The sequence below is a fragment of the Enterobacter sp. CFEC122 genome (assembly GCF_052983755.1).
In genome coordinates this window covers 42,444-62,477 of the sequence record NZ_JBRIQR010000030.1, presented here as the reverse complement: position 1 = coordinate 62,477, position 20,034 = coordinate 42,444, and the positions used below count along the sequence as shown (strand labels likewise).

Annotated in this window: 16 protein-coding genes, 1 tRNA gene and 1 pseudogene; 8 read left to right on the top strand and 10 right to left on the bottom strand. The window is 59.1% G+C overall.

The window, feature by feature from the left end; genetic code table 11:
* The first annotated feature begins 292 nt into the window (after positions 1 to 292).
* The 3 genes and pseudogenes from nac to ACVCAM_RS19000 form a co-directional block, all read left to right on the top strand.
* Positions 293 to 1,210, top strand: a complete 918-nt coding sequence (gene nac, locus ACVCAM_RS19010) for a nitrogen assimilation transcriptional regulator NAC (protein WP_447093643.1) — start codon at positions 293 to 295, stop codon at positions 1,208 to 1,210.
* A 96-nt stretch (positions 1,211 to 1,306) separates the two neighbouring features.
* Positions 1,307 to 2,257, top strand: a complete 951-nt coding sequence (gene cbl / locus ACVCAM_RS19005) for an HTH-type transcriptional regulator Cbl (protein ID WP_008499476.1) — start codon at positions 1,307 to 1,309, stop codon at positions 2,255 to 2,257.
* Between the two features lie 317 nt (positions 2,258 to 2,574).
* Positions 2,575 to 2,981, top strand: a pseudogene (locus ACVCAM_RS19000) (LysR substrate-binding domain-containing protein); the annotation flags it as partial.
* A gap of 43 nt (positions 2,982 to 3,024) precedes the next feature.
* Here the strand turns inward: ACVCAM_RS19000 and ACVCAM_RS18995 are convergent.
* Positions 3,025 to 3,963: a LysR family transcriptional regulator gene (locus ACVCAM_RS18995; RefSeq protein WP_320751507.1), complete on the bottom strand. Its 939-nt coding sequence runs from the start codon at positions 3,961 to 3,963 to the stop codon at positions 3,025 to 3,027.
* Positions 3,964 to 4,103: 140 nt separating this feature from the next.
* Between ACVCAM_RS18995 and ACVCAM_RS18990 the strand changes: the two genes are divergently transcribed.
* Positions 4,104 to 4,505, top strand: coding sequence for a RidA family protein (locus tag ACVCAM_RS18990; RefSeq protein WP_320751506.1), 402 nt, complete (start codon positions 4,104 to 4,106; stop codon positions 4,503 to 4,505).
* Between the two features lie 107 nt (positions 4,506 to 4,612).
* On the opposite strand, the gene ACVCAM_RS18985 is transcribed toward ACVCAM_RS18990, so the two are convergent.
* The 6 genes from ACVCAM_RS18985 to ACVCAM_RS18960 all read right to left on the bottom strand — a co-directional run bounded on the left by ACVCAM_RS18985 (position 4,613) and on the right by ACVCAM_RS18960 (position 12,819).
* Positions 4,613 to 4,688, bottom strand: a tRNA-Asn gene (locus ACVCAM_RS18985).
* A 164-nt stretch (positions 4,689 to 4,852) separates the two neighbouring features.
* The gene (locus ACVCAM_RS18980) at positions 4,853 to 7,042 is read right to left on the bottom strand and encodes a TonB-dependent siderophore receptor (protein WP_070533862.1); all 2,190 of its coding nucleotides are present in this window, start codon (positions 7,040 to 7,042) and stop codon (positions 4,853 to 4,855) included.
* A 26-nt stretch (positions 7,043 to 7,068) separates the two neighbouring features.
* Entirely contained in the window at positions 7,069 to 8,394 is a 1,326-nt protein-coding gene (locus tag ACVCAM_RS18975; protein ID WP_126306197.1) for a lysine N(6)-hydroxylase/L-ornithine N(5)-oxygenase family protein, read from the bottom strand.
* A complete protein-coding gene (iucC, locus tag ACVCAM_RS18970) occupies positions 8,391 to 10,133 on the bottom strand; it encodes an aerobactin synthase IucC (RefSeq protein WP_348581459.1) in 1,743 nt (580 codons plus the stop codon). Before iucC ends, ACVCAM_RS18975 begins: the two co-directional genes overlap by 4 nt.
* Positions 10,130 to 11,077: a GNAT family N-acetyltransferase gene (locus tag ACVCAM_RS18965; protein ID WP_407223501.1), complete on the bottom strand. Its 948-nt coding sequence runs from the start codon at positions 11,075 to 11,077 to the stop codon at positions 10,130 to 10,132. Before ACVCAM_RS18965 ends, iucC begins: the two co-directional genes overlap by 4 nt.
* Entirely contained in the window at positions 11,077 to 12,819 is a 1,743-nt protein-coding gene (locus tag ACVCAM_RS18960; protein WP_407223500.1) for an IucA/IucC family protein, read from the bottom strand. The genes ACVCAM_RS18965 and ACVCAM_RS18960 overlap by 1 nt, the downstream gene beginning before the upstream one ends.
* A gap of 138 nt (positions 12,820 to 12,957) precedes the next feature.
* On the opposite strand from ACVCAM_RS18960, the gene ACVCAM_RS18955 reads away from it, so the two are divergent.
* On the top strand, positions 12,958 to 14,169 hold the full coding sequence (locus tag ACVCAM_RS18955) for an MFS transporter (RefSeq protein ID WP_025913328.1): 1,212 nt from the start codon (positions 12,958 to 12,960) through the stop codon (positions 14,167 to 14,169).
* Here the strand turns inward: ACVCAM_RS18955 and mtfA are convergent.
* Entirely contained in the window at positions 14,166 to 14,963 is a 798-nt protein-coding gene (mtfA, locus tag ACVCAM_RS18950; RefSeq protein WP_023325586.1) for a DgsA anti-repressor MtfA, read from the bottom strand. The two genes, ACVCAM_RS18955 and mtfA, sit on opposite strands and share 4 nt — an antisense overlap.
* A 216-nt stretch (positions 14,964 to 15,179) precedes the next feature.
* Here mtfA and ACVCAM_RS18945 point away from each other — a divergent pair, with 216 nt between their 5' ends.
* The 3 genes from ACVCAM_RS18945 to ACVCAM_RS18935 all read left to right on the top strand — a co-directional run bounded on the left by ACVCAM_RS18945 (position 15,180) and on the right by ACVCAM_RS18935 (position 17,846).
* The gene (locus ACVCAM_RS18945) at positions 15,180 to 15,326 is read left to right on the top strand and encodes a DUF2256 domain-containing protein (RefSeq protein WP_071530926.1); all 147 of its coding nucleotides are present in this window, start codon (positions 15,180 to 15,182) and stop codon (positions 15,324 to 15,326) included.
* Positions 15,323 to 16,852 (top strand): cryptochrome/photolyase family protein, encoded by a 1,530-nt coding sequence (locus tag ACVCAM_RS18940; protein ID WP_155267978.1) that lies wholly within the window; start codon positions 15,323 to 15,325, stop codon positions 16,850 to 16,852. Before ACVCAM_RS18945 ends, ACVCAM_RS18940 begins: the two co-directional genes overlap by 4 nt.
* Positions 16,853 to 16,946: 94 nt before the next feature.
* The gene (locus ACVCAM_RS18935) at positions 16,947 to 17,846 is read left to right on the top strand and encodes a LysR family transcriptional regulator (RefSeq protein WP_025913330.1); all 900 of its coding nucleotides are present in this window, start codon (positions 16,947 to 16,949) and stop codon (positions 17,844 to 17,846) included.
* On the opposite strand, the gene ACVCAM_RS18930 is transcribed toward ACVCAM_RS18935, so the two are convergent.
* Both ACVCAM_RS18930 and tcuC read right to left on the bottom strand, forming a co-directional pair.
* Positions 17,821 to 18,609: a substrate-binding domain-containing protein gene (locus ACVCAM_RS18930; protein ID WP_025913332.1), complete on the bottom strand. Its 789-nt coding sequence runs from the start codon at positions 18,607 to 18,609 to the stop codon at positions 17,821 to 17,823. The genes ACVCAM_RS18935 and ACVCAM_RS18930 overlap by 26 nt on opposite strands.
* Positions 18,606 to 19,919 (bottom strand): MFS transporter, encoded by a 1,314-nt coding sequence (tcuC, locus tag ACVCAM_RS18925; protein ID WP_407223499.1) that lies wholly within the window; start codon positions 19,917 to 19,919, stop codon positions 18,606 to 18,608. The genes ACVCAM_RS18930 and tcuC overlap by 4 nt, the downstream gene beginning before the upstream one ends.
* Between the last annotated feature and the right edge of the window lie 115 nt (positions 19,920 to 20,034).

Here is a 20,034-nt window from a genome sequence, read left to right as displayed (position 1 = left end):
CCTGCGTTCACCTTGTCAAAGGGTGGATCAACGCCTTTTGATCGTTTGCTGACAAAATCGGCAAAGTGGCGTTTTTGACAGCGGAATGCACCGCTTTGGTGCGGATATACCTCTAATGGGGCAGATCATAAACTGCTGTTTCGGTAATAAAACCCCCCTCCATGATTAGGTTTCCTTATTTTCAGGCGCTTAGCGCCCGATTCAGACCGCCTGGTAAAAGTGGCATTCGTATTGCAAAACCTGTTCAACAACGACAGCCGGTTCCGGCACAGCATTTCGAACAGGGGGCAAAATGAACTTAAGACGACTGAAATACTTCGTAAAAATCGTCGATATCGGCAGCCTGACTCAAGCAGCAGAAGTGCTGCATATCGCGCAGCCTGCGCTGAGCCAGCAGGTGGCTACTCTGGAAGGCGAGATGGATCAGCAGCTGTTGATCCGCACCAAACGCGGCGTCACGCCAACGGAAGCCGGAAAAATTCTCTATACCCATGCGCGCAAGATTCTGCGCCAGTGCGAGCAGGCGCAGCTGGCGGTGAATAACGTGGGCCAGACCCTGAGCGGACACGTTTCTATTGGCCTGGCGCCGGGAACGGCCGCGTCCTCTATTACCATGCCGCTGCTGCAGGCCGTTCGCGCTGAGCTGCCTGAAGTGCTGGTGTACCTGCACGAAAACAGCGGGTCCGTACTGAATGACAAGCTGCTCAACGGCCAGCTGGACATGGCGGTCCTTTACGATCGCTCCCCGGTGGCCGGGATCACCAGCCAGCCGCTGCTGAAAGAAGATCTCTATCTCGTGGGCACCCGCGACTGTCCGGGCCAGAGTGTCGACCTTACCGCCGTGGCAGAGATGAACCTCTATCTGCCGCGCGACTACAGCGCCGTTCGCGTGCGCGTGGACGAAGCGTTCTCCCTGCGCCGCCTGACGGCCAAAATCATCGGCGAAATTGACTCGATCTCCACGCTGACCGCAGCCATTGCCAGCGGCATGGGCGTCACCGTGCTGCCGGAATCCGCCGCGCGATCGCTGTGCAGCGCGGCGAACGGCTGGATGGCGCGGATCACCACGCCTTCCATGAGCCTGCCGCTCTCGCTGAACATGTCCGCACGCGGTTCGCTGTCGCCACAGGCGCAGGCGGTAAAAGAGATTCTGATGTCGCTGGTCAGCAAGCCATCGCTTGAGAACCGTGAGCTCCAGCTTGTGAGCTGATATTCCATAAAAGCATAAGATGCTGGTTTTTATTATTTGTTCTGCAGCTCGGCTGACTCTAACAATAGAGCTATGTCAGATGCGCCGGAGTGAATCGTGAATTTCCAGCAACTTAAAATTATCCGTGAGGCGGCCAGGCGGGACTACAACCTGACCGAGGTCGCCAATATGCTTTATACCTCTCAGTCCGGCGTCAGCCGCCATATCCGCGAGCTGGAAGAGGAGCTGGGCATAGAGATCTTTATCCGTCGCGGCAAGCGGCTGCTCGGCATGACGGAGCCGGGTAAGGCATTGCTCACCATCGCTGAGCGGATCCTCAACGAGGCCAGCAACGTGCGTCGTCTGGCGGATCTCTTCACCAATGATGCCTCCGGCGTGCTCACCATCGCCACCACCCATACCCAGGCGCGCTACAGCCTGCCGCCGGTGATTAAGGCGTTCCGCGAACTTTTTCCGGAGGTGCGTCTGGAGCTTATCCAGGGCACGCCGCAGGAAATTGAAGTGCTGCTGCAAAACGGTGGGGCGGATATCGGTATCGCCAGCGAACGCCTGAGCAACGACCCGCTGCTGGTGGCGTTCCCGTGGTTCCGCTGGTATCACAGCTTACTGCTCCCGGTCGATCATCCGCTGAATCAGGTCTCTCCCCTGACGCTGGAAGACGTTGCCAAATGGCCGCTCATTACTTATCGCCAGGGGATCACGGGACGCTCGCGTATAGATGAAGCCTTCAATCGTAAAGGGTTAACGCCCGACATCGTGCTGAGCGCGCAGGACTCTGACGTCATCAAAACCTACGTCGAGCTGGGTCTGGGTATTGGCCTGGTGGCGGAACAGTCCAGCGGAGAACGCGAGGACGGGAACCTGGTGCGTCTTGACACGCGTCATCTGTTTGACGCCAACACCGTATGGCTTGGCCTGAAGCGCGGGCAGCTGCAGCGCAACTATGTGTGGCGCTTTATCGAGCTCTGCAACGCCGGGCTGTCGGTGGATGAGATTAAACGTCAGGTAATGGAGCCGGAAGAAGTGGCGATTGATTATCAGATTTAGGTGCGGGTTTGCCCGGTGGCGAGTGCTTACCGGGCTCGCCACTTAGCTGAATGGGTATTTTCTAAAGACCGCCTGTGATTCGAATGATTTGGCAAGCGACTGGATCGAGCTTAACTCCGCTGCACTAACGACGTGCTGGATCATCGGCTGCATAAACGTCCATACAACCGTGCTGGTAATGGCACCTGATTGGGCACTGTGGTGACCGGACGCGCCTGCAGTAATCTATTTCTTCAGTATCTTACCGTAAGGGTCAGTATTACTGACATATGGTCAGGTTGCCGCTGTATATCCAGCGCAGATAAGGAAGTACTTTCATGTCGGATTTCCCACCCATTGTCAGTTTGCGAAGCTTTGAAGCCGTCGCCCGTCTTGGCTGCGTGATGCTGGCGATGGTGCCGTCATTAGGATGACACTGGTTATTACCGCAACTGGCTCGTTTACGGGCGAAATATCCGCTTATCACCCTGCGGATCCAGGCCAGCGCCTGCAGCAGGAAGGGATAGATATCGCGATACGGATGGGGCAGGGAAACTGGGAAGGGAGCGAAAGTCATTATCTTTTTTCCGATGAGCTCATTGTGGTGGCCGCACCGGGCTATAACGACGGCGTGCTGCCCGCTACGCCGTCTGACATTGCAAAAAGTGATCTTATTTTTTCCATGGAATCGTGGAAAACGTGGTGCATGAATGCGGGTCTTGAGAAAGAGATCGTGCCTGGCGGCGAGCGGTGAGTGCTGTGGAAAGTAACCAACTCTAATGAGCGAATCAGGGTCTGGGAGGGAGTGACTTATTATTGGAATTAGGGACATGCTGCTGCATCAATTCAACGATCCAATCAATAAAAACGCGCAGTCTGGCGTTGACGTGGCGGTTCGGCGGAAATGCCAGGTACAGGGGCATTGGCTTAATACGCCAATGTTCGAATAGCCGAATCATGGAACCACAAGCCTGATGCGCTTCTGCCATATAGACCGGCAGCGCAATCACGCCTAACCCGGCTAACCCAGCTTCGAGGTAAGCATTGCCATCATCCACGGCAAGGACATAGCTGCCCGTGATGTCAATATGTTCACTCTCACTGCGCAGTACCAGAGGATCAATCTTACCGGTGCGCGAGGACAAGAACCCTACAATGCGATGGTCGGTGTTTTCCAGCTCTCGCGGGTGCGCAGGGGCGCCGAGGCGTTCCACATAGCTCGGTGCGACGTAAACGCCGATGTGCAAATCGCCGACGTGGCGTGCGATCAGGGACTGGTCGTTGATTTCGCCACCGCGCAGGACGCAATCCACGTTGTCGCCGATCAGGTCCACCACCCGGTCGCTCACGCCCATATCGAACTGGATATCCGGGTAGCGTGCGTGAAAAGCCGGAAGCGCCGGCACCAGGATGAGGCGTGCCAGCGGACTGGGCACGTCTACCCGTAGCCGTCCCCTAGGCGTCATCGTCGCGCTGGACAGGCTGTTTTCAGCATCTTCCATGTCTGCCAGCAGGCGGATGACGCGTTCGTAGTAGACCGCGCCATCGGGGGTCACACCGAGCCTTCGGGTGGTACGATGGAGCAATTTGACGCGCAGGCGCGCTTCCAACTGCTGAATGAGCTGCGTCACCGTGGTTTTGCTCATATGAAGCGTTTGGGCAGCCTTTGTGAAGCTACCTGCCTCCACCACGCGAGCAAAGGCGCGCATCGCGTCGAAACGATCCATCACTTGTCCTCTCTTTTCACCGATTGTTTGGATATTACAAACAATGATGGACAAAGTCGCTTGTTTATCCGCCAGAACCTGCACCTGTAAAGTGTCTGTATGTTCACGGGCAGATTTCGCCCCATTACAAAGGTATAAATATGACAACACGCGAAGCCGTTTTTCCCTCCGGTCGGCAGGCACTCTATGAGCGTAATCGCTATTCACCGGCCATCAAATCCAACGGTTTCTTGTTCGTTTCGGGGCAGGTGGGTAGTCGCGAGGATGGTTCGCCTGAACCCGATCTGAAAGCGCAGGTCAGGCTGGCCTTCGATAATCTTAATGCTGTCCTCGCGGCTGCGGGCTGCACGTTCGCTGACGTGGTTGACGTGACCCTCTTTGTCGTCGATCCCGAGTCAAACCTCGACGCTATCTGGAGTATCCTGCCAGAATATTGGGGGGATGCGCCTTATCCTACCTTGACCGGGATCGGCGTGACGTGGCTGTACGGATTTAAGTTTGAGATTAAGGTGATTGCCAGGCTGGATGCGATTCAGAGTTAACTTCAGAGATGCAGTCCCGTAGGTCGGGTAAGGCGAAGCCGCCACCCGACAATTTTACCCGACGCAGAAAAGCAAAAAGCCTGCTTCAAAAGCAGGCTTTTCAAATTTGGCTCCTCTGACTGGACTCGAACCAGTGACATACGGATTAACAGTCCGCCGTTCTACCGACTGAACTACAGAGGAATCGTTTGAACGAGGCGCATAGTAGCGACCTCAGTTCGCCTTGTCAAAGGGTGAAATCGCGCTTTTTGTTCGTTTGCCGACAATTTCAGCAAATCGCTGATTTTATAGTAAATTTGCTTCGAAATTACACAGCAAAATGCGCCGCCCGCAGGCGGCGCTGAGGATTAGAACAGTACGGAGTAGTTCAGACCAAACGTCCGTCCGCGGCCTTTATAGGTGTACAGGCCCGGTGCACCGTAGGTTGGGCTATACAGCCCCGGCGCGCGCTGGCCCCAGGCGGTGGTGTAGTCTTTGTCCAGCAGGTTCTCCACGCTGAAGCTGACTTTACCCACCGGCAGGGCGTAGCTGCCCAGGAAGTCGACCGTGTTATAGCCATCGATCTTCTTGCCGTCGGCGTCAGAGACGTCAAAGGTCTGCGTGCTCTGCACGCGCAGGGTCCAGTCGCCCGGCGCCCAGTTGACCCACGCGCTGGCTTTCGACGGGCTGGCGCTGTCTACCGTCAGCTTCTCCCATTTCCCGTTTTCGCGAGTTTCCGACTTAATGGCGTTAAAGTTCGCGCCCGTGCTCCAGTCGCTGTCGGTGAAGAAATAGTCCACCTGACCTTCCACCCCGTAGATACGACGCTTGTCGTCTTCCAGGTTGATGGTCATGTCCGTCTTGTTGATGGTGATGGTTTTATCCGAGAGCGAGTAATACGCCGCAACCTGGGTGCGCAGGTTATCCCCGGTGTAGCGCCAGCCCAGCTCATAAGCGTTAACCTTGATACCGTCCAGCTTCGAGTCGTTGACGTTGACGCTGTTCAGCAGGCGATAGTGACCGTTGCTGAGCTGATAGGTCCCGGAGCCGTAGTACTTCGCCAGGTCCGGGATTTCGAAGCCCTGGGAAAAGTTAAACCACAGCTGCTGCTGTTCGGTCAGCCGACCGAGGATCCCGGCGTTAAACAGGAAGTTGTTGTAATCGGTTTTCCCGCCTGGCACCGCGTCGGCGGAGGTAGCTTTCCCGGTAGCGATGGCCTGCTGCTGGGTGTAACCGACAAAGTCGTCCACCTTGTTCTCGGTGTACTGGTAGCGCACGCCGCCGCTCAGGGTGATGGCGTCAATGTCATAGCTGGCCTGCAGGAACGGGGCGAGGTTGGTGATGCTGTAGCCCGGGTAGCGGCCCACGTTGTAGGCGTTATCCAGCTCCATGCCGCCGCTCGCCGCAGCTTTTTTCAGGTTGAAGAACTGCTGGTTGGCGTCGAAGGTTTCGTGATCGGCATCCATACCCCAGGTCAGCGTCAAATCGTCCACCGGTTTGCTGTTCAGCGTCAGCTTGCCGCCGTAGAAATCGGTTTTCTGCTGCGACGCGCCGATGCTGGTGACCACGCCTTTGGTCAGGGTTGGGAACGGATAGTAGGTCAGGCTCTCGTCGCGATAGTAAATCTGCGCGACCAGATCCTGTCCCCAGAAGTCGGTATTGGAGTACTGCAGGTTAATCAGATGGCGCTCGGTACCCGGCACGCGGTCAGAATCGAGGTTACCTTTGTTGTAGGCGGTCGCATCCCCCGTTACCGCCGAGAAGTTCTTTCCGAGATACAGCCCATGCTTGCCGTCGGACTCGCTCTTGTAGTACTGGGTCGTCAGCTGCAGCTGCTGGTGATCGTCAATATTGATGGTGCCTGTTCCCATCACATCGATACGGTCGGAATACTGTAAGCCGGTCTGGGTGTTATCAATAATCACCTCGTCGCCGTTGCCGTCATACCAGCCGCCGTAGCGCTGATACGACACCGACAGACGACCGGAGGCGTTGTCATTGCCGCCGCTGACCGCTGCCGACACGTTCTCATCGTGGTCGTTGTGGCTGTTGAACCCGCTTTTAGCCCCGGTCTGGAATTCGACTTCGGTCTCAGGCTGGCCTTTTTTGGTGACGATGTTCACCAGACCGCCGGTACTGCCGCCGCCGTAGAGTGACGTGGCGCCGGAGATAACCTCGATACGGTCAATGTTGAACGGATCGATAGAGTCGAGCTGGCGGCTGTCGCTGCGGGACGAGTTCAGGCGCACGCCGTCCACCATCACCATCATGGAGCGGCCGCGCAGGTTCATGCCGTAGTTGGTACGCCCCTGGCTGCTGACGTCCATGCCCGGAATCAGCTGCGCCAGCACTTCTTTAATCTCTTTCCCGCCCTGAACCTGCTGCTCAATTTCAGCCCGCTCGATGACCCAGGTGGTCTGCGCCATCTCCGCCACGCTGCGGTGCGCGCGGCTGGCGGAGACCACGATATTTTCTTCCTTTTGTTCTTCCGCCCACGCAGAGGTAGAAAGCATTGCAAGCAAGCAAGGATTTAAAACCCAAAGATGAGAACGTTTCATTGTTATGTTGACCCTGATTGTGTGTGTCAGTACTCGGAGGTTTTTGCTAATGATTTAAAAACCTGGCTGTTCTCCGGGCTGGTGGTGCTTCGCCAGTGGATAACGCCGGGGGTGGTAGCCAGCTCAAACGGCTCGTCGGCGTGCGCGCGATTCAGAATTCGCGCCGCGCGCCAGGCCATCAGGCTGAGCTGGGGTTCGGCAATGCCGAGACGGTGCATCCCGGCATTCACGGCAAACAGGCGGTTACTCTGCGGGCCGTCCCATTCGAGGGTGAAATCGTTGTTGATGCAGAAGGCTTCGTCCGTATCCAGATGCAGGCGGTGAGACAGCGGCGCCAGGAACGCAGGCTGCACGGCGCGATAGCCGGTGGCGAAGATCACAACGTCACTCTCCAGCTGCTCACGGCCGCCGTCGAGGTGATGCTGTATGCTCAGACGCTGTCCGTTTTCCAGGCGCGTCAGGGCCGTCACCGAGCGGGACGGCATCAGGTGCGCCCAGGGTTTTTCACGCAGCACTTCAAAGCGGTGGTACATGGCGCGGTAAATCGCCAGCAGGGACTCGGTGGTGATGCCGTCGGAGGTCATCTTCTGCTCGTGCAGCATCTGACGACGCGCCTCTTCACCGAGCGTGGAGAAGCTGTCCACGTACTCCGGCGTGAAATACTCGTTAGCAAAGGCGGCTTCATCCAGCGCGTTGTAGTTGTTGCGGCGCGAGACCCAGTTCAGGCTCAGCGGCTGGCCCCATTCGCCACGGAAAATATTCAGGAACAGGTCGGCACCGCTCTGGCCGCCGCCGACGATGGTAACGCGCTTGCCCGCGAGATCCGGCGTGCGCAGCATCATCTCGCTGGCATGGAAGCAGCTATCGTCCTGCGTCGTGACGCAGTCCGGCAGGTTAATCTGCTTACCGATCCCCACGCAGACGTGGCGCGCCAGGAAGCGATCGCGCTGGGTCACTACCTCAAACAGGCCGCTTTTCTCATCAAAGCTCACCTGTTGTACCTGCTGGCTGAAGGCGAGGTTGGTGAGGTTGTCCGCCGCCCAGCACAGGTAGTCCGCAAACTCCTCGCGGGAGACGGTGCGCTGCTCGGTGGTCAGGAAGCGGTAGAACTTTTTACGCTGCACCAGGTAGTTCAGGAAGCTGTGGCGGTTGGTCGGCTCCACGGCGCTGACCAGATCCTTCAGGAAGCTGGTTTGCATGTGGCAGTCCGGCACCATCATCCCCGGGTGCCAGGAAAAGTGCGGTTTGCGCTCAAGAAACAGCGAGCTAAAGCCGTCCAGCCCTTCTGCGAGGGCGGCGATGCTAAGGTTAAACGGGCCGATACCAATGCCGATGAAATCATAGGTTTTCATTGCGCGGACTCCCGGGAGGCCAGAAAAAGAGGGTTATCAAGGTCGGTGACGTAGTTCGGCAGCATGCGGCTGCCGCCGTCGTGTTCGGAGAAGGTCAGTTTGACCGGGTTGAGGATCACCCGAATAATTTGCGGCTTGAACAGGTCGAACTTCGCGAAGCGGTCGGCAAGCTCGGGGTGCGCGGCCATATAGCGGTGCAGAACCCCGGCGAGGATCTGATAGAAACGCGTTTCGCTGACGCCGCTTTGCAGCGTGAGGCGTGAGATAAAACGCAGCACCGTCACGAAGTTGCCGGTTTGCAGGTCATGGATGATGTAATCCGCGCTCAGGCGCGCCGTGACGGCCTTCACCTGTTTCGGCAGGCTTTCCGCCTGCGGGAAATCTTCATCCACCAGGCGCATATCGCCCTGGAAATCCTTCAGCAGGATGCGCTGTGGAACGTAATCTTTCATCACCAGCGTCACGTTCTGGCCGTGGGCGATCAGCGCCACGCCGTAGCGGCAGAGCAGGTGATAGAACGGGATCACCGTTGCCTCAAACAGCTTTTCCAGCCACGCGTCGGCGCTTAGCCCGGAACGGTTGATCCACGCGTCAATCAGCGGGCGTCCGGCGTTGTCGGTTTCCATTAGCGCCGCCAGCAGCACCGCCTGTTCGCCCTCCTGCAGATAGCAGGACGGGTTCTCGCGCCAGATCACCCCCAGCATCTCCTGATAGCGATACGGCGCTTTCGGCAGCGCCGCATAGCCCGGATGCGACAGATATCCGGCGGCGGGTTCGCCAAGCACCTGTGCGCCAGAGCGGGCAAGCGTAGCGTCGGCGACAAACTGCTGCTGCAACCAGCGCGAGGCCAGCGGCCCGGCGGCAATGTATTTGCCCGGAATACCGCGATAGCAGGAGGTGTTGTAGATCGTCAGCGGAAGCTTGATGTCAAACGGCGCGCGACGGCTGGCGTTGGTGAGCGTGCGCAGAGACTGCTGCGCCAGGTACTCATCGCCAAACTCGCCCAGCTCAACCATCTCACCGCGCGCCAGCTGCGGCAGGAAATGAATGGCGATCTTCTGCTGCCACTGCCACGGGTGCAGCGGCACGGGCAGCCAGCTCTCGTCGAGGCCCAGCGCCTGCCAGCGGGCGTCAAAGCGGGCGCGCTCGGCGTTGTCCATGGCGCTCGCCAGCAGGGCGCTGATATCGCAATCGACGTCGCTGCTCCAGACCAGATGCTCCCGCTGAACGGCAACCCAGTGCAGACGAAAACGTCCGCGGTACTCAGGCGCGTACTGGCGCAGCGCGTCCAGCCCCCAGCCGCGGCGACCTTTGTTGAAAATAAACTTCGGGTGACCGCGCATCAGACACTGTAATTCGTCCGGATCGAGGTGGATCAGCGCGTCCGCATCCAGCGCGTCACGCGCCTGCAGCAGCTGCATGTCGCCGCGCAGCGTGGCGTAGAGATCTTCCATGTGCTCCGCCGTTTGCGCGTCGCTCATCTCCAGCACCGTCGCCAGCTGCAGCAGCGCGCTCTCCGCCTCCACGGCGGCACCGCTGGCGGTGGTCAGGCTGTCCGGGTCGATATGCAGCCAGCCCCAGATCCCGCGCGTGGCGCAAAACTGCCAGGACGCGTTGCCCATGGTGATGCGCCAGGCGTCTGACGAAAGCGGCTCGGCGCGCAGGGTGCGCTCGTATTCCAGCTCGGCGAGGATCTTCGCCACCATCTCGCGGTTCACTTTTTCCCAGAGCGCGTTCACAGGCCCACCTCGCTGAAGAAGCGGTGACGCTGGCTCATAATGAGGCGCGAGCGTTTATGCGGGAAGTCGAACTCTTTCACCGTGTCAAAACCGGCAGAGGAAAGGTGACGGAACAGGCGCTGGTTGTCGAAGCGCGGCTCGGCCACGATGCGCGTGGTGCGCGGTTCATCGAGATACAGGTAGTGGCTCAGACCGCGCAGCCAGCTGCGGATGTACTGCGCGCCGCGCCAGTTCTCTTCCCCCACCAGCATGTGCAGCCCGCGGTCAAACGGCTGCCAGCGGTAGTGGCGGCCAATGCGGTCTTCCGGTGCCCAGTAGAGTTCAAAATAGCCAAACGGTTGATCGTCGAAGCAGCCGATAACCGGGTAACAGTAGGGCGAGTCGAGCTGACGGCGCAGGTAGTTTTCCTGCTCGGCCTGCGGGCCCGCCATCTCCCAGAAGGCGTTCACGCGCGGGTTATTCATCCAGCGGGTAAAACGCTCGCCGTCCAGCGCCACGTCGGCCACGCGGAAGCTGAGGGTACGTTTAATTTGCGGATCGTAACGGCGATACACCTCACCCTGCGGGCGGCGAGGGCGCAGCGGGAAGTACAGTTGACGGCTCTCGTCAAACTGCATTCCGCCGCTCGCCTGCGGGCGTTCGCCCTTCAGCCACAGCGGCAGCTGCCAGAAGGCGTCGCGCGCCAGATAATCACCGTGGGCCAGGCCAAACAGCGCCTGCGCCTGGGGTTCATCCTGCCAGTCCGCCCACGGCAACGTAATGCCGGTCAGCGCGGGGGCGGCCACAAACAGCTGATCCAGGGCTTCCACCAGCCAGCCGTCCGGGATCCCCTTCAGACGCTCCAGCACCGCGCTGCCGTCGAGACCCAACGCCAGCGGCAGGGCGCGATCCGTTGCGGTGCAGTGAAAGCCGTAGCCGGAATGGACGATATTCGCGATAGCCATCACGCCTTCTCCTTGTAGAACGGGTTGCTAAAGTCGAAATAGATCACCGCCGGATCGGCGATGGTGTTTTCATTGCGATCGTGCAGGTAGCAGAAGAAGTTGCCTTTGCAGTTCCAGGTCGGGCTGTCGAGCACGTAGTCGAGGCAGCGGGTCTGCTTCGCCGTGCGGCGCAGGTCTGCCAGCGCGTCGCGCACCCGGGACATCAGGCTCTCCTCGCTGTCGAAACCGGCGGCGGCAAGGGCGGCGGTGACGGCAAGGGTAGAGTTCAGCAGCAGGTAGTAAGGGAAGTAGCGCAGCAGCTGGCTCTCGCCAAAGCGGTTTTCCACCTCAGTTTCGCCCGCCTCTTTCAGCCACGCGTCGGCGCCTTCGGTCCACGCGCTGCCCTGGCAGTCGCGGTAGATCAGCCCGACCGGGAAATCCTGCTGCATCTCAACGAGGATATTTTGCTGGTGCGCCAGCAGGACCAGACCGTAGTCCGCCTCGGCGCTGAACAGCGGAAGCAATACGCGGTCGCAGTAGGCGTCCAGCCAGCAGCGGGCGGCCTGGGCGAGCGGTAAATCAAGACGCAGGCTCAGACGGCGCACCGCCGCGGCGAGCAGGCTGTCGCCGCCGTCCGGCGCGGCCTGCGTCAGGCTCACCAGCACGTTGGTCTGGGTGTCTGGCGTATCGAACAGCAGATTGACGCGCAGGGCCATCAGGCTCTCTTCCTGAATAGTGCCGCTTTCGTCACGCAGCCCCGCCCAGCCGTCTTCCTGCATCACGCGCATGGTCGGGTAGCGCGCCTGTAAATCCTGCCAGCGTTCCGTTTTTGCCAGACGCGCCAGGCGCATGCCGCGCTTCACCTCTTTCACCGACAGCGTGCGCACGGAGTTGGTCAGGCGCACGCTGAGGGAGAACTTAATCATGTCGCTGTTGGTCTCGCTGTACAGCGAGCGGGAGGAGCTGGTGGGCAGCCACTGTGCGCCCGCTTCACCCAGGTCCTGCAACGAACCGTTTTCCACCAGACGCTGGCACCAGTCCTGCTCCAGCAGATAGTCGGCCTGCCACGGGTGCATCGGCAGCAGCCAGCGGGTGTCGGTAAAGTGGCCGAGCAGCTCGGGCGCGCTCTGGGCCGCAAAGCGCAGCAGACGCTCACGCAGGGAGACGTTCAGGCTGTCGCCGGCAACGAGCGTGCTCTCAACGGCAAACCAGCGCAGCGGGAAGCGGGAGGCGAAATCGGGCAAATAGCGGCGCGCCTCGGCTTCGTTGAACGGCTCGTGAGACTTCGGTGCCGGGTGAAACGCATGGCCGACCAGCAGCGCCTGTTCCGCTTCGGCAAACGTCAGCGGCTTATCGCGCAGGGTTGCCCAACTGTGGCGTAAATCAATCGCCTGCCAGGTGTGGGCATGGCTTTCGAGAACGCGCTGCTTAAAACGCGCCAGCGTATCGGCATCCAGCGAGCCTTTTACGGACGGTTTTTCAAGAATTAAATCAACCAGTTGAGGGAAAGTGACGGCGTCACCCCTGTCGCTGTTGCTCTGAATCCGCGTTGCCGGGAAACGGTACTGATGATGCTGGGTGGGTGAGAAATAGCGTACCGGCACCCGAAGCGCCTGGGTTTGGGAAAGCGGGATATGGATCTCAGATAGCGCATCCGCATCGGTAGCGGGGAGATAGCGCCAGTCCTTCGTTTCACGCAACAGGGCGTTTAAAAAGCACTGGGCTGCAACGTCTGTACCGGCGGCGCGGAGCAGAGCACGCATAGATGTACCTCATTCCATGATTGATAATAATTCTCGTTATGATATTCATTCTGTTTACACTCGCAACCATTTTTGCAATATTTGTTTTCATAAACTTCATAATTTCCACACATTTATTGACACTATGTTCACATTCTTATGCGCGCTGACTCTGAAACCTTGACGGAAAACGTCACTTCAAAAGCTAACTGGCCCCTGGCGCTATCTGCGGGGTTACTCGGCATCGGGCAAAACGGCTTGCTGGTGATGCTCCCGCAGCTGGTCACCCTGACCGGGCTGTCTCTCTCTGTCTGGGCCGGGCTGTTGATATTTGGATCCATGCTCTTTTTACCGGCCTCGCCCTGGTGGGGGCGTCAGAGCGAGCGAAAGGGGTGTAAGTCCGTCATGCTAGCCTCGCTAAGCGGCTATCTGGCGAGTTTCGTCGTGATGTCCCTGGTGGTCTGGGGGATGGCGGCCGGAAGGCTGGATGCGGTCTGGGGGCTGGCGGGGCTTATTTTCTCGCGCCTGCTCTACGGGCTGACGGTCTCGGGGCTGGTGCCTGCGGCCCAGACGTGGGCGATTCAGCGTGCGGGGCTGGAGAAAAGAATGGCGGCGCTGGCGACGATAAGCTCCGGCCTCAGCTGCGGGCGTTTGCTCGGCCCGCCGCTGGCGGCGCTGATGCTCAGCGTTAATCCGGTGGCACCGCTCTGGCTGATGGCGGTTGCGCCGCTTATCGCCCTGCTGCTGGTGCTTCGCGAAGTCGCTGACCCGCCGCTGCCGCCGGTAGCCCACCAGGCAACCCGCCTGCAGGCCTCCATGCTGCCGTTCCTGCTGCTGGCGCTGCTGCTGGCGGCGCTGGTGAGCCTGATGCAGATTGGCCTGTCACCGCATCTTAGCCCGTTGCTGGACGGTAACGCCCGGGAGATCAGCCATCATGTCGCGCTCCTGCTGAGCCTGGCCGCGCTGGCCACGCTCGCGGCACAGTTTCTGGTGGTCCGCCCGCAGCATTTCAGCCCGGTGACATTGCTTTGCATCGCGGCGGTGCTGATGGTGGCCGGGCTTGGGCTGATGGCTGTCGCCGGTTTAGCGCTGTTCTACGTGGGGATTGTTACCACGTCACTCGGGGCGGCGATGGCCACGCCGGGCTACCAGCTGCTGCTGAACGATCGGCTAACCACGGGGAAAGGGGCGGGCGTCATCGCCACCAGCCACACGTTAGGCTACGGCGTCAGCGCGCTGATGGTGCCGGTCGTGACGCGCTTTTACGGGGAGCAGTCTTTAACGGTGGCCGCGTGGGGAATGGCATTGCTGTTTTTAGCCCTGAGCATAGGGGTATGGTCAACCGAGCGTACCCCTGCTGAAAAAGCTTAATGGACCTGGCGGGACGAATGCCCGCCGGACGCTTCATTCTGCCGCAGGCGCTGTAGCGGATCCTGCTGATAAAACTGGCAGAAACGTTGCCAGAGGGCCGGGAAACGGGGCGCGAAGAGCTCGGGCGCGCTGAAGAAGTACTCGGAGAGCACCGCAAAGCACTCAGCCGGGTCGGTTGCCGCATAGGCGTCAATGCTGGCCGCGCTTTCGCCCACCAGGTCTATTTCATCCTGGATGTTATCCATCGCCGCGTGCAGGTCGTGCTCCCAGCCCGCCACTTCGCGAAGCGGGATCCGCGGGACGCCGCTGGCGCGATCGCCGTTGCGGGTATCCAGCTTGTGCGCCACTTCATGGATAATCAGATTAAAACCGGAGGCGTCGAACGAGTCCTGAATATCGAGCCAGTTGAGGATAATCGGCCCTTGCTGCCAGCTTTGTCCGGACTGCACCACGCGCTGGTTATGCACCAGCCCAATATCGTCCTGCCATTCGTCATCCACCACGAACGGCGCAGGATAGATAAGCACTTCGTGGAAACCGTCCAGCCACTCAATGCCGAGTTCAAGCACCGGCAGACAGAAAAGCAGCGCGATGCGGGCGTTTTTCAGGGGATCGAGTTCAAACCCCTGCAGCGGCACCAGGCGCTTTTGCTGTAAAAAACGATCCGCCAGCTGAACCAGTTTCGATTGTTCATCCGGGTTTAGATTAGCCAGAACAGGGATCGTCAGGGCGTCATCCCATGGCAGCGCCACATCCCGGCCAGCCTCATTCGTTTTCCAGGGCCACTTTATCATCGCTTTGCTCGCAAACTCGTCACTTGAACAAAAATGGGAAAGTCAGATTCGGTTAAGATGCCAGAATATCGCCTGCTGCGACAAATCCAGCCTGAATAAACTATCATTTCGTACGTAGCGGTGGGTAGCGGTTTGCGGGCATCACCTTCATTTTGTGAAGTCTGTCGTAGCCTTTATCCGCAGGTGGCGTGAATAAATCAGTACGGTATTGAAAAGATGAGCGATTTCAAAGGTAACAAGCAGGACCTGCCCAGTCGACTGTGCGTGCACTGCCAGCGGCCCATGACGTGGCGCAAGAAATGGGCGAAATGCTGGAATGAGGTTAAATACTGTTCTGAGCGCTGTCGCAGGAGCCACCGTTGACCGAGCTACGTCTGATCCTGGGCGATCAGCTTAATCCGCATCACAGCTGGTTTGATACCTGCAGTCCGAACATCATTTACGTGATGCTGGAACTCCGGGCAGAAACCGCCTATGTGCTTCATCACGCCCAGAAAGTTATCGCTATCTTCGCCGCCATGCGCGCGTTTGCCTCTGCATTAAAGGAGAAGGGGCATCGGGTGAGGTATGTCCGGCTCTCTGATGACTCAAACCGCGGCGCGCTGGAAGACAATCTCAACGCGCTTGTCGCGCATTACGGCGCGGGCAGGGTGATATGGCAGGAGCCCGACGAATGGCGTCTTGATGCGCAGCTGCAGGCGTGGGCGAAGACGGTCTCCGTTGAAACGGCCTGCGTCAGCAGCGAGCATTTCTTCACCACTCGGGAACAGGTCAGCGCGTTTTTTGCGTCGCGCAAAAGCTGGCGAATGGAATACTTTTACCGGGAAATGCGCCGTCGGCACGGCGTCCTGTTGACGTCAGCAGGCGAGCCGGAAGGGGGGAAATGGAATTTCGATGCTGAAAACCGCAAGCGCTGGTCCGGCGAGCCTCCCGCGCCGGGGGACGCGCGTCCTTGCCACGATCGTTCCGCCTTATGGGCGGAGATCCAACGCTGCGGCGTAAAGACCTTCGGCGAACCGCAGGCCGACAATTTTCGCTGGCCGCTCAACCGTTCTGAAGCCAAAGCCAGGCTGGATGAATTTATCACGCACGTGCTCCCGCAGTTTGGAAACTGGCAGGACGCGATGCACACGGAGGAACCTTTTCTTTTCCATTCGTTAATTTCATTTGCGCTGAACACAAAGATGCTTAATCCGCGGGAAGTGGTTGCTGCCGCCCAGCAGGCGTGGCGTTTGGGCCACGCGCCGCTGCCTGCCGTCGAAGGGTTTATCCGGCAAATTCTCGGCTGGCGGGAGTATGTGCGCGGGATCTACTGGTCGCAGATGCCCGGCTATCGGGAACTGAATGCCTTAGACCAGCACGCCCCGCTGCCGGACTGGTTCTGGACGGGCAAGACGCAGATGCGCTGCCTGGCGCATGCCGTTGGGCAGTCGCTCACCGAGGCTTACGCCCACCATATCCAGCGCCTGATGGTCATTGGAAACTTTAGCCTGCTCAGCGGCCTGTCGCCGCAGGCGGTTCATGAATGGTATCTGGGCGTCTATATTGACGCCTTTGAGTGGGTGGAACTGCCCAATACCCTCGGCATGAGCCAGTTTGGCGATGGCGGGTTGCTGGCCAGTAAACCCTACGTCTCAAGCGCGTCATATATTCATAAGATGAGTAATTACTGTCAGGGGTGCCGGTATCAGCACAACCAGCGTACCGGAGAGCAGGCCTGCCCCTTCAATGCCCTTTACTGGGACTTCTTTGCGCGCAATCAGGCGCGTCTCGGTAACAATCCCCGCCTGGGCATTGTCTTTAAACAGCTTGCGGACATGACGGAAGAGGATCGGCAGGCCATTACCGACCGCGCCGGGTACGTCCGCCTGCATCTCAACGACCTCTGATCGGCATTTCAACGCCAGGCCGGTTGCGGCAGGTCAATAAGACGCTATTATTTTTGACTTTGTTGCGTATTCCCTGACAGGACATCCAGACGCCATGCCCGTGAATTTTGACCTTAACGATCTTTATGCTTTCAGAGCGTTAGTGGAATACGGTAACTTCCGTGTCGCCGCTGAATCTATCTGCTTATCCCAGTCGGCGCTGAGCCGCAGGATTGAAAAGCTGGAAGCCGCGCTGGGAAACAGGCTGTTCGATCGCACCACCCGCCGCGTGGCGCTGACGCTCTACGGACAAAACTTTGCCGAGCGCTCCGCGCAGCTGCTCGACAGCGTGGAGTCAATGCTGGCGGATGTCGATAAGGCCAGCGAAGAGCGGACGGGGCTGATCGCGGTTGCCGCGGTCCCTTCCGCGGCCTGTTACTTTATGCCCGACGTGATCCGGCGTTTTCAGTCCCGCTATCCGCGCGTTCGCATCAAGCTCATCGACAGCAGCGCGGGGAATGTGATTGACGCCGTGGCCCGCAGCCAGGCGGATTTCGGCATCTGCTTCGCAGGAAACCTGCCGTCTGAAATCGAATTTTTCCCGCTGGTGGAGGATGTCTACGTCGCGGCGTGCCGAAAGGATCACCCCGTGGCGCAGAAGAGTCACCTGACGTGGCAGGCGTTTTACCAGCAGGATTATATCTCCCTCGATAAAACGTCAGGTAACCGTAACCTGCTCGATCGGATGCTGGGGGATATAGTTCCCGGGCGCCCCAGCGTCTGCGAAACGCGTCACGTCACCACGATGCTCGGTATGGTAGAGGCGGGGATTGGCATCGCTGCCGTTCCCGCCATGTCAATGCCGACCTCTGAGCACACGCTGTTGACGCATCTGCCGCTGGTGGCGCCGGAAGTGAAACGCACCGTTGGGCTTATCCGGCGCCGGGGGCGCATCCAGTCTTACATTGCGGCTGAACTGGAAAAGCAGATCACCGAGCAGTATCGCCGGACGTAACGGGGATCATCCCCGTCTTCTCGATGACGGCGCGTGAGGGCGGTGAGGCGAGATAGGATAACAGCGCTTTCCCCTCGTCAGGATGTTCAGCGTGACGAGTGACCGCACCCGCGAAGCGCGTGATGTATTGCACATTGTCAGGGATTTTCCCGACAAAGGTGACGCCCTGAACCGGCAACAGCTCGCTAACCTGCTGGAAACCGACGGCGTATTTTCCTTTAGCCACTTCCGACGCGACCGGAATGCGCTCGACCATTGTCGCTTTATCGGCGACCTCCTTTTCAATGCCCAGCTTTTTGAACAGCCCCTGGCTGACGTACCTGCCGCTGGCGCTATCAGAGTAGGCGATGGAGCTGGCCTGCAGCAGCGTTTCACGCAGTTTCGCGTCGCTGCTGATATCCGGTATATCCGCTCCTTTTTTTACCACCATGCCAACGGGAGAGTCCGCAAGTTCCGTTCGCGAACCCGGCCGGGTCTGGCTGGCCTTTTCGAGCTTCTCCAGCGCATCACCCACCATAATCACCACGTCGGCCTTCTCGCCGCGCGCGAGCCGGTTTGGGATCGCCTGCGGCGTATTGCCCATTGAGGGGCCGGGGATGACCACAATTTTATCTCCGGTCTGACGTTCATACTCCGGCGCCAGCTTTTCCAGGGCGGCTTTGAAACCGCCGGAAATCATGACCTTCACGTCCTGCGCGCAGGCGCTCGCGCTCAGGAACATCAGCACCAGCGCGCTGGCGGTATAGCGAGACGTGCGTTTCATGCGGCCCCCTGTGACTTGACGGTATTTTGCAGCGACATCGCACGACGGCGGTAGAGGTAGAGCGTTGCCAGCAGGGCACATACCGCAGCGAAGCTCATCCAGTAGCCCGGCGAGGCTTTGTCACCGGTGTATTCAATCAGCGCGGTGGACATCACCGGGGTAAAGCCACCGAACACCGCCGTTGCCAGGCTGTAAGCCAGAGAGAACCCTGCTACGCGGACTTCAGCAGGCATAATTTCCGTCAGCGCCGGGATCATCGCGCCGTTATAGAGGCCGTAGAGGAAGGAGAGCCACAGCAGCACGCTCAGCATCATCGAGAAGCTGGGCGCGTTCGCCAGCAGCGTCAGGGCCGGGTAGCTGGTCGCCAGCGCCAGCAGGGTCATGGCAATCAGCACCGGCTTGCGGCCAAAACGCTCCGACAGGGCACCACCCACCGGCAGCCAGACGAAGTTAGAGATCGCCACCAGCAGCGTGACCAGCAGGCTGTCTGACGCGCTCAGCATCAGCACCTTTTTGCCAAAGGTGGGCGCATAAACGGTGATCAGATAAAAGGCCGTGGTGGTCATCGCCACCATCAGCATGCCCGCGACCACCACCTGCCAGTTCGCGAGCAGCGTTTTAAAGACCTGACGCATCTCCAGGTGATGGCGGCGCGCGCTGAACTCTTCCGTCTCCTCCAGCTTGCGGCGCAGGAAAAAGATAAACGGCACGATTAAACAGCCGAACAGGAACGGGATGCGCCAGCCCCATTCGCGGATGGCGCTCTCTTCCAGCAGCGCGTTCAGCGCAAAGCCCATTGCGGCGGCGACCATAATGGCGACCTGCTGGCTACCGGACTGCCAGCTGGTGTAAAACCCCTTGCGGCCCGGCGTGGCGATTTCCGCGAGATAGACCGACACGCCCCCAAGCTCCGCGCCGGCGGAAAAGCCCTGTAGCAGACGGCCCGTCAGCACCAGCAGCGGCGCCCAGAGACCAATACTTTGATAAGACGGGATCATCACGATCAGGAAGGTGCCTGCCGCCATAATGGAAAGCGTCACTATTAGCCCTTTGCGGCGGCCAACCTTGTCAATATAAGCCCCCAGCACAATGGCGCCGATTGGACGCATCAAAAAGCCCGCGCCGAAGACGGCAAAGGTCATCATCAGCGACGCAAATTCACTGCTCGCCGGGAAGAACGTGTGGGCGATGTAGGTGGCATAGAAGCCGAACAGAAAGAAATCGAATTGCTCAAGAAAGTTGCCGGACGTGACGCGAAGTATCGCGCCCGCCTTCGACCGTACGGTTGCAGGTGAGGTTGAGGAAAACATGGTTATCTCCAGTTTATTGTTGACGTTTTACGCGTCTGTTTCTGAAAACTGGATCAGGATGAGGAATTAGATAAGCGCAAATGCCGCATCGACTGATGCATTTCTTGCATGAATA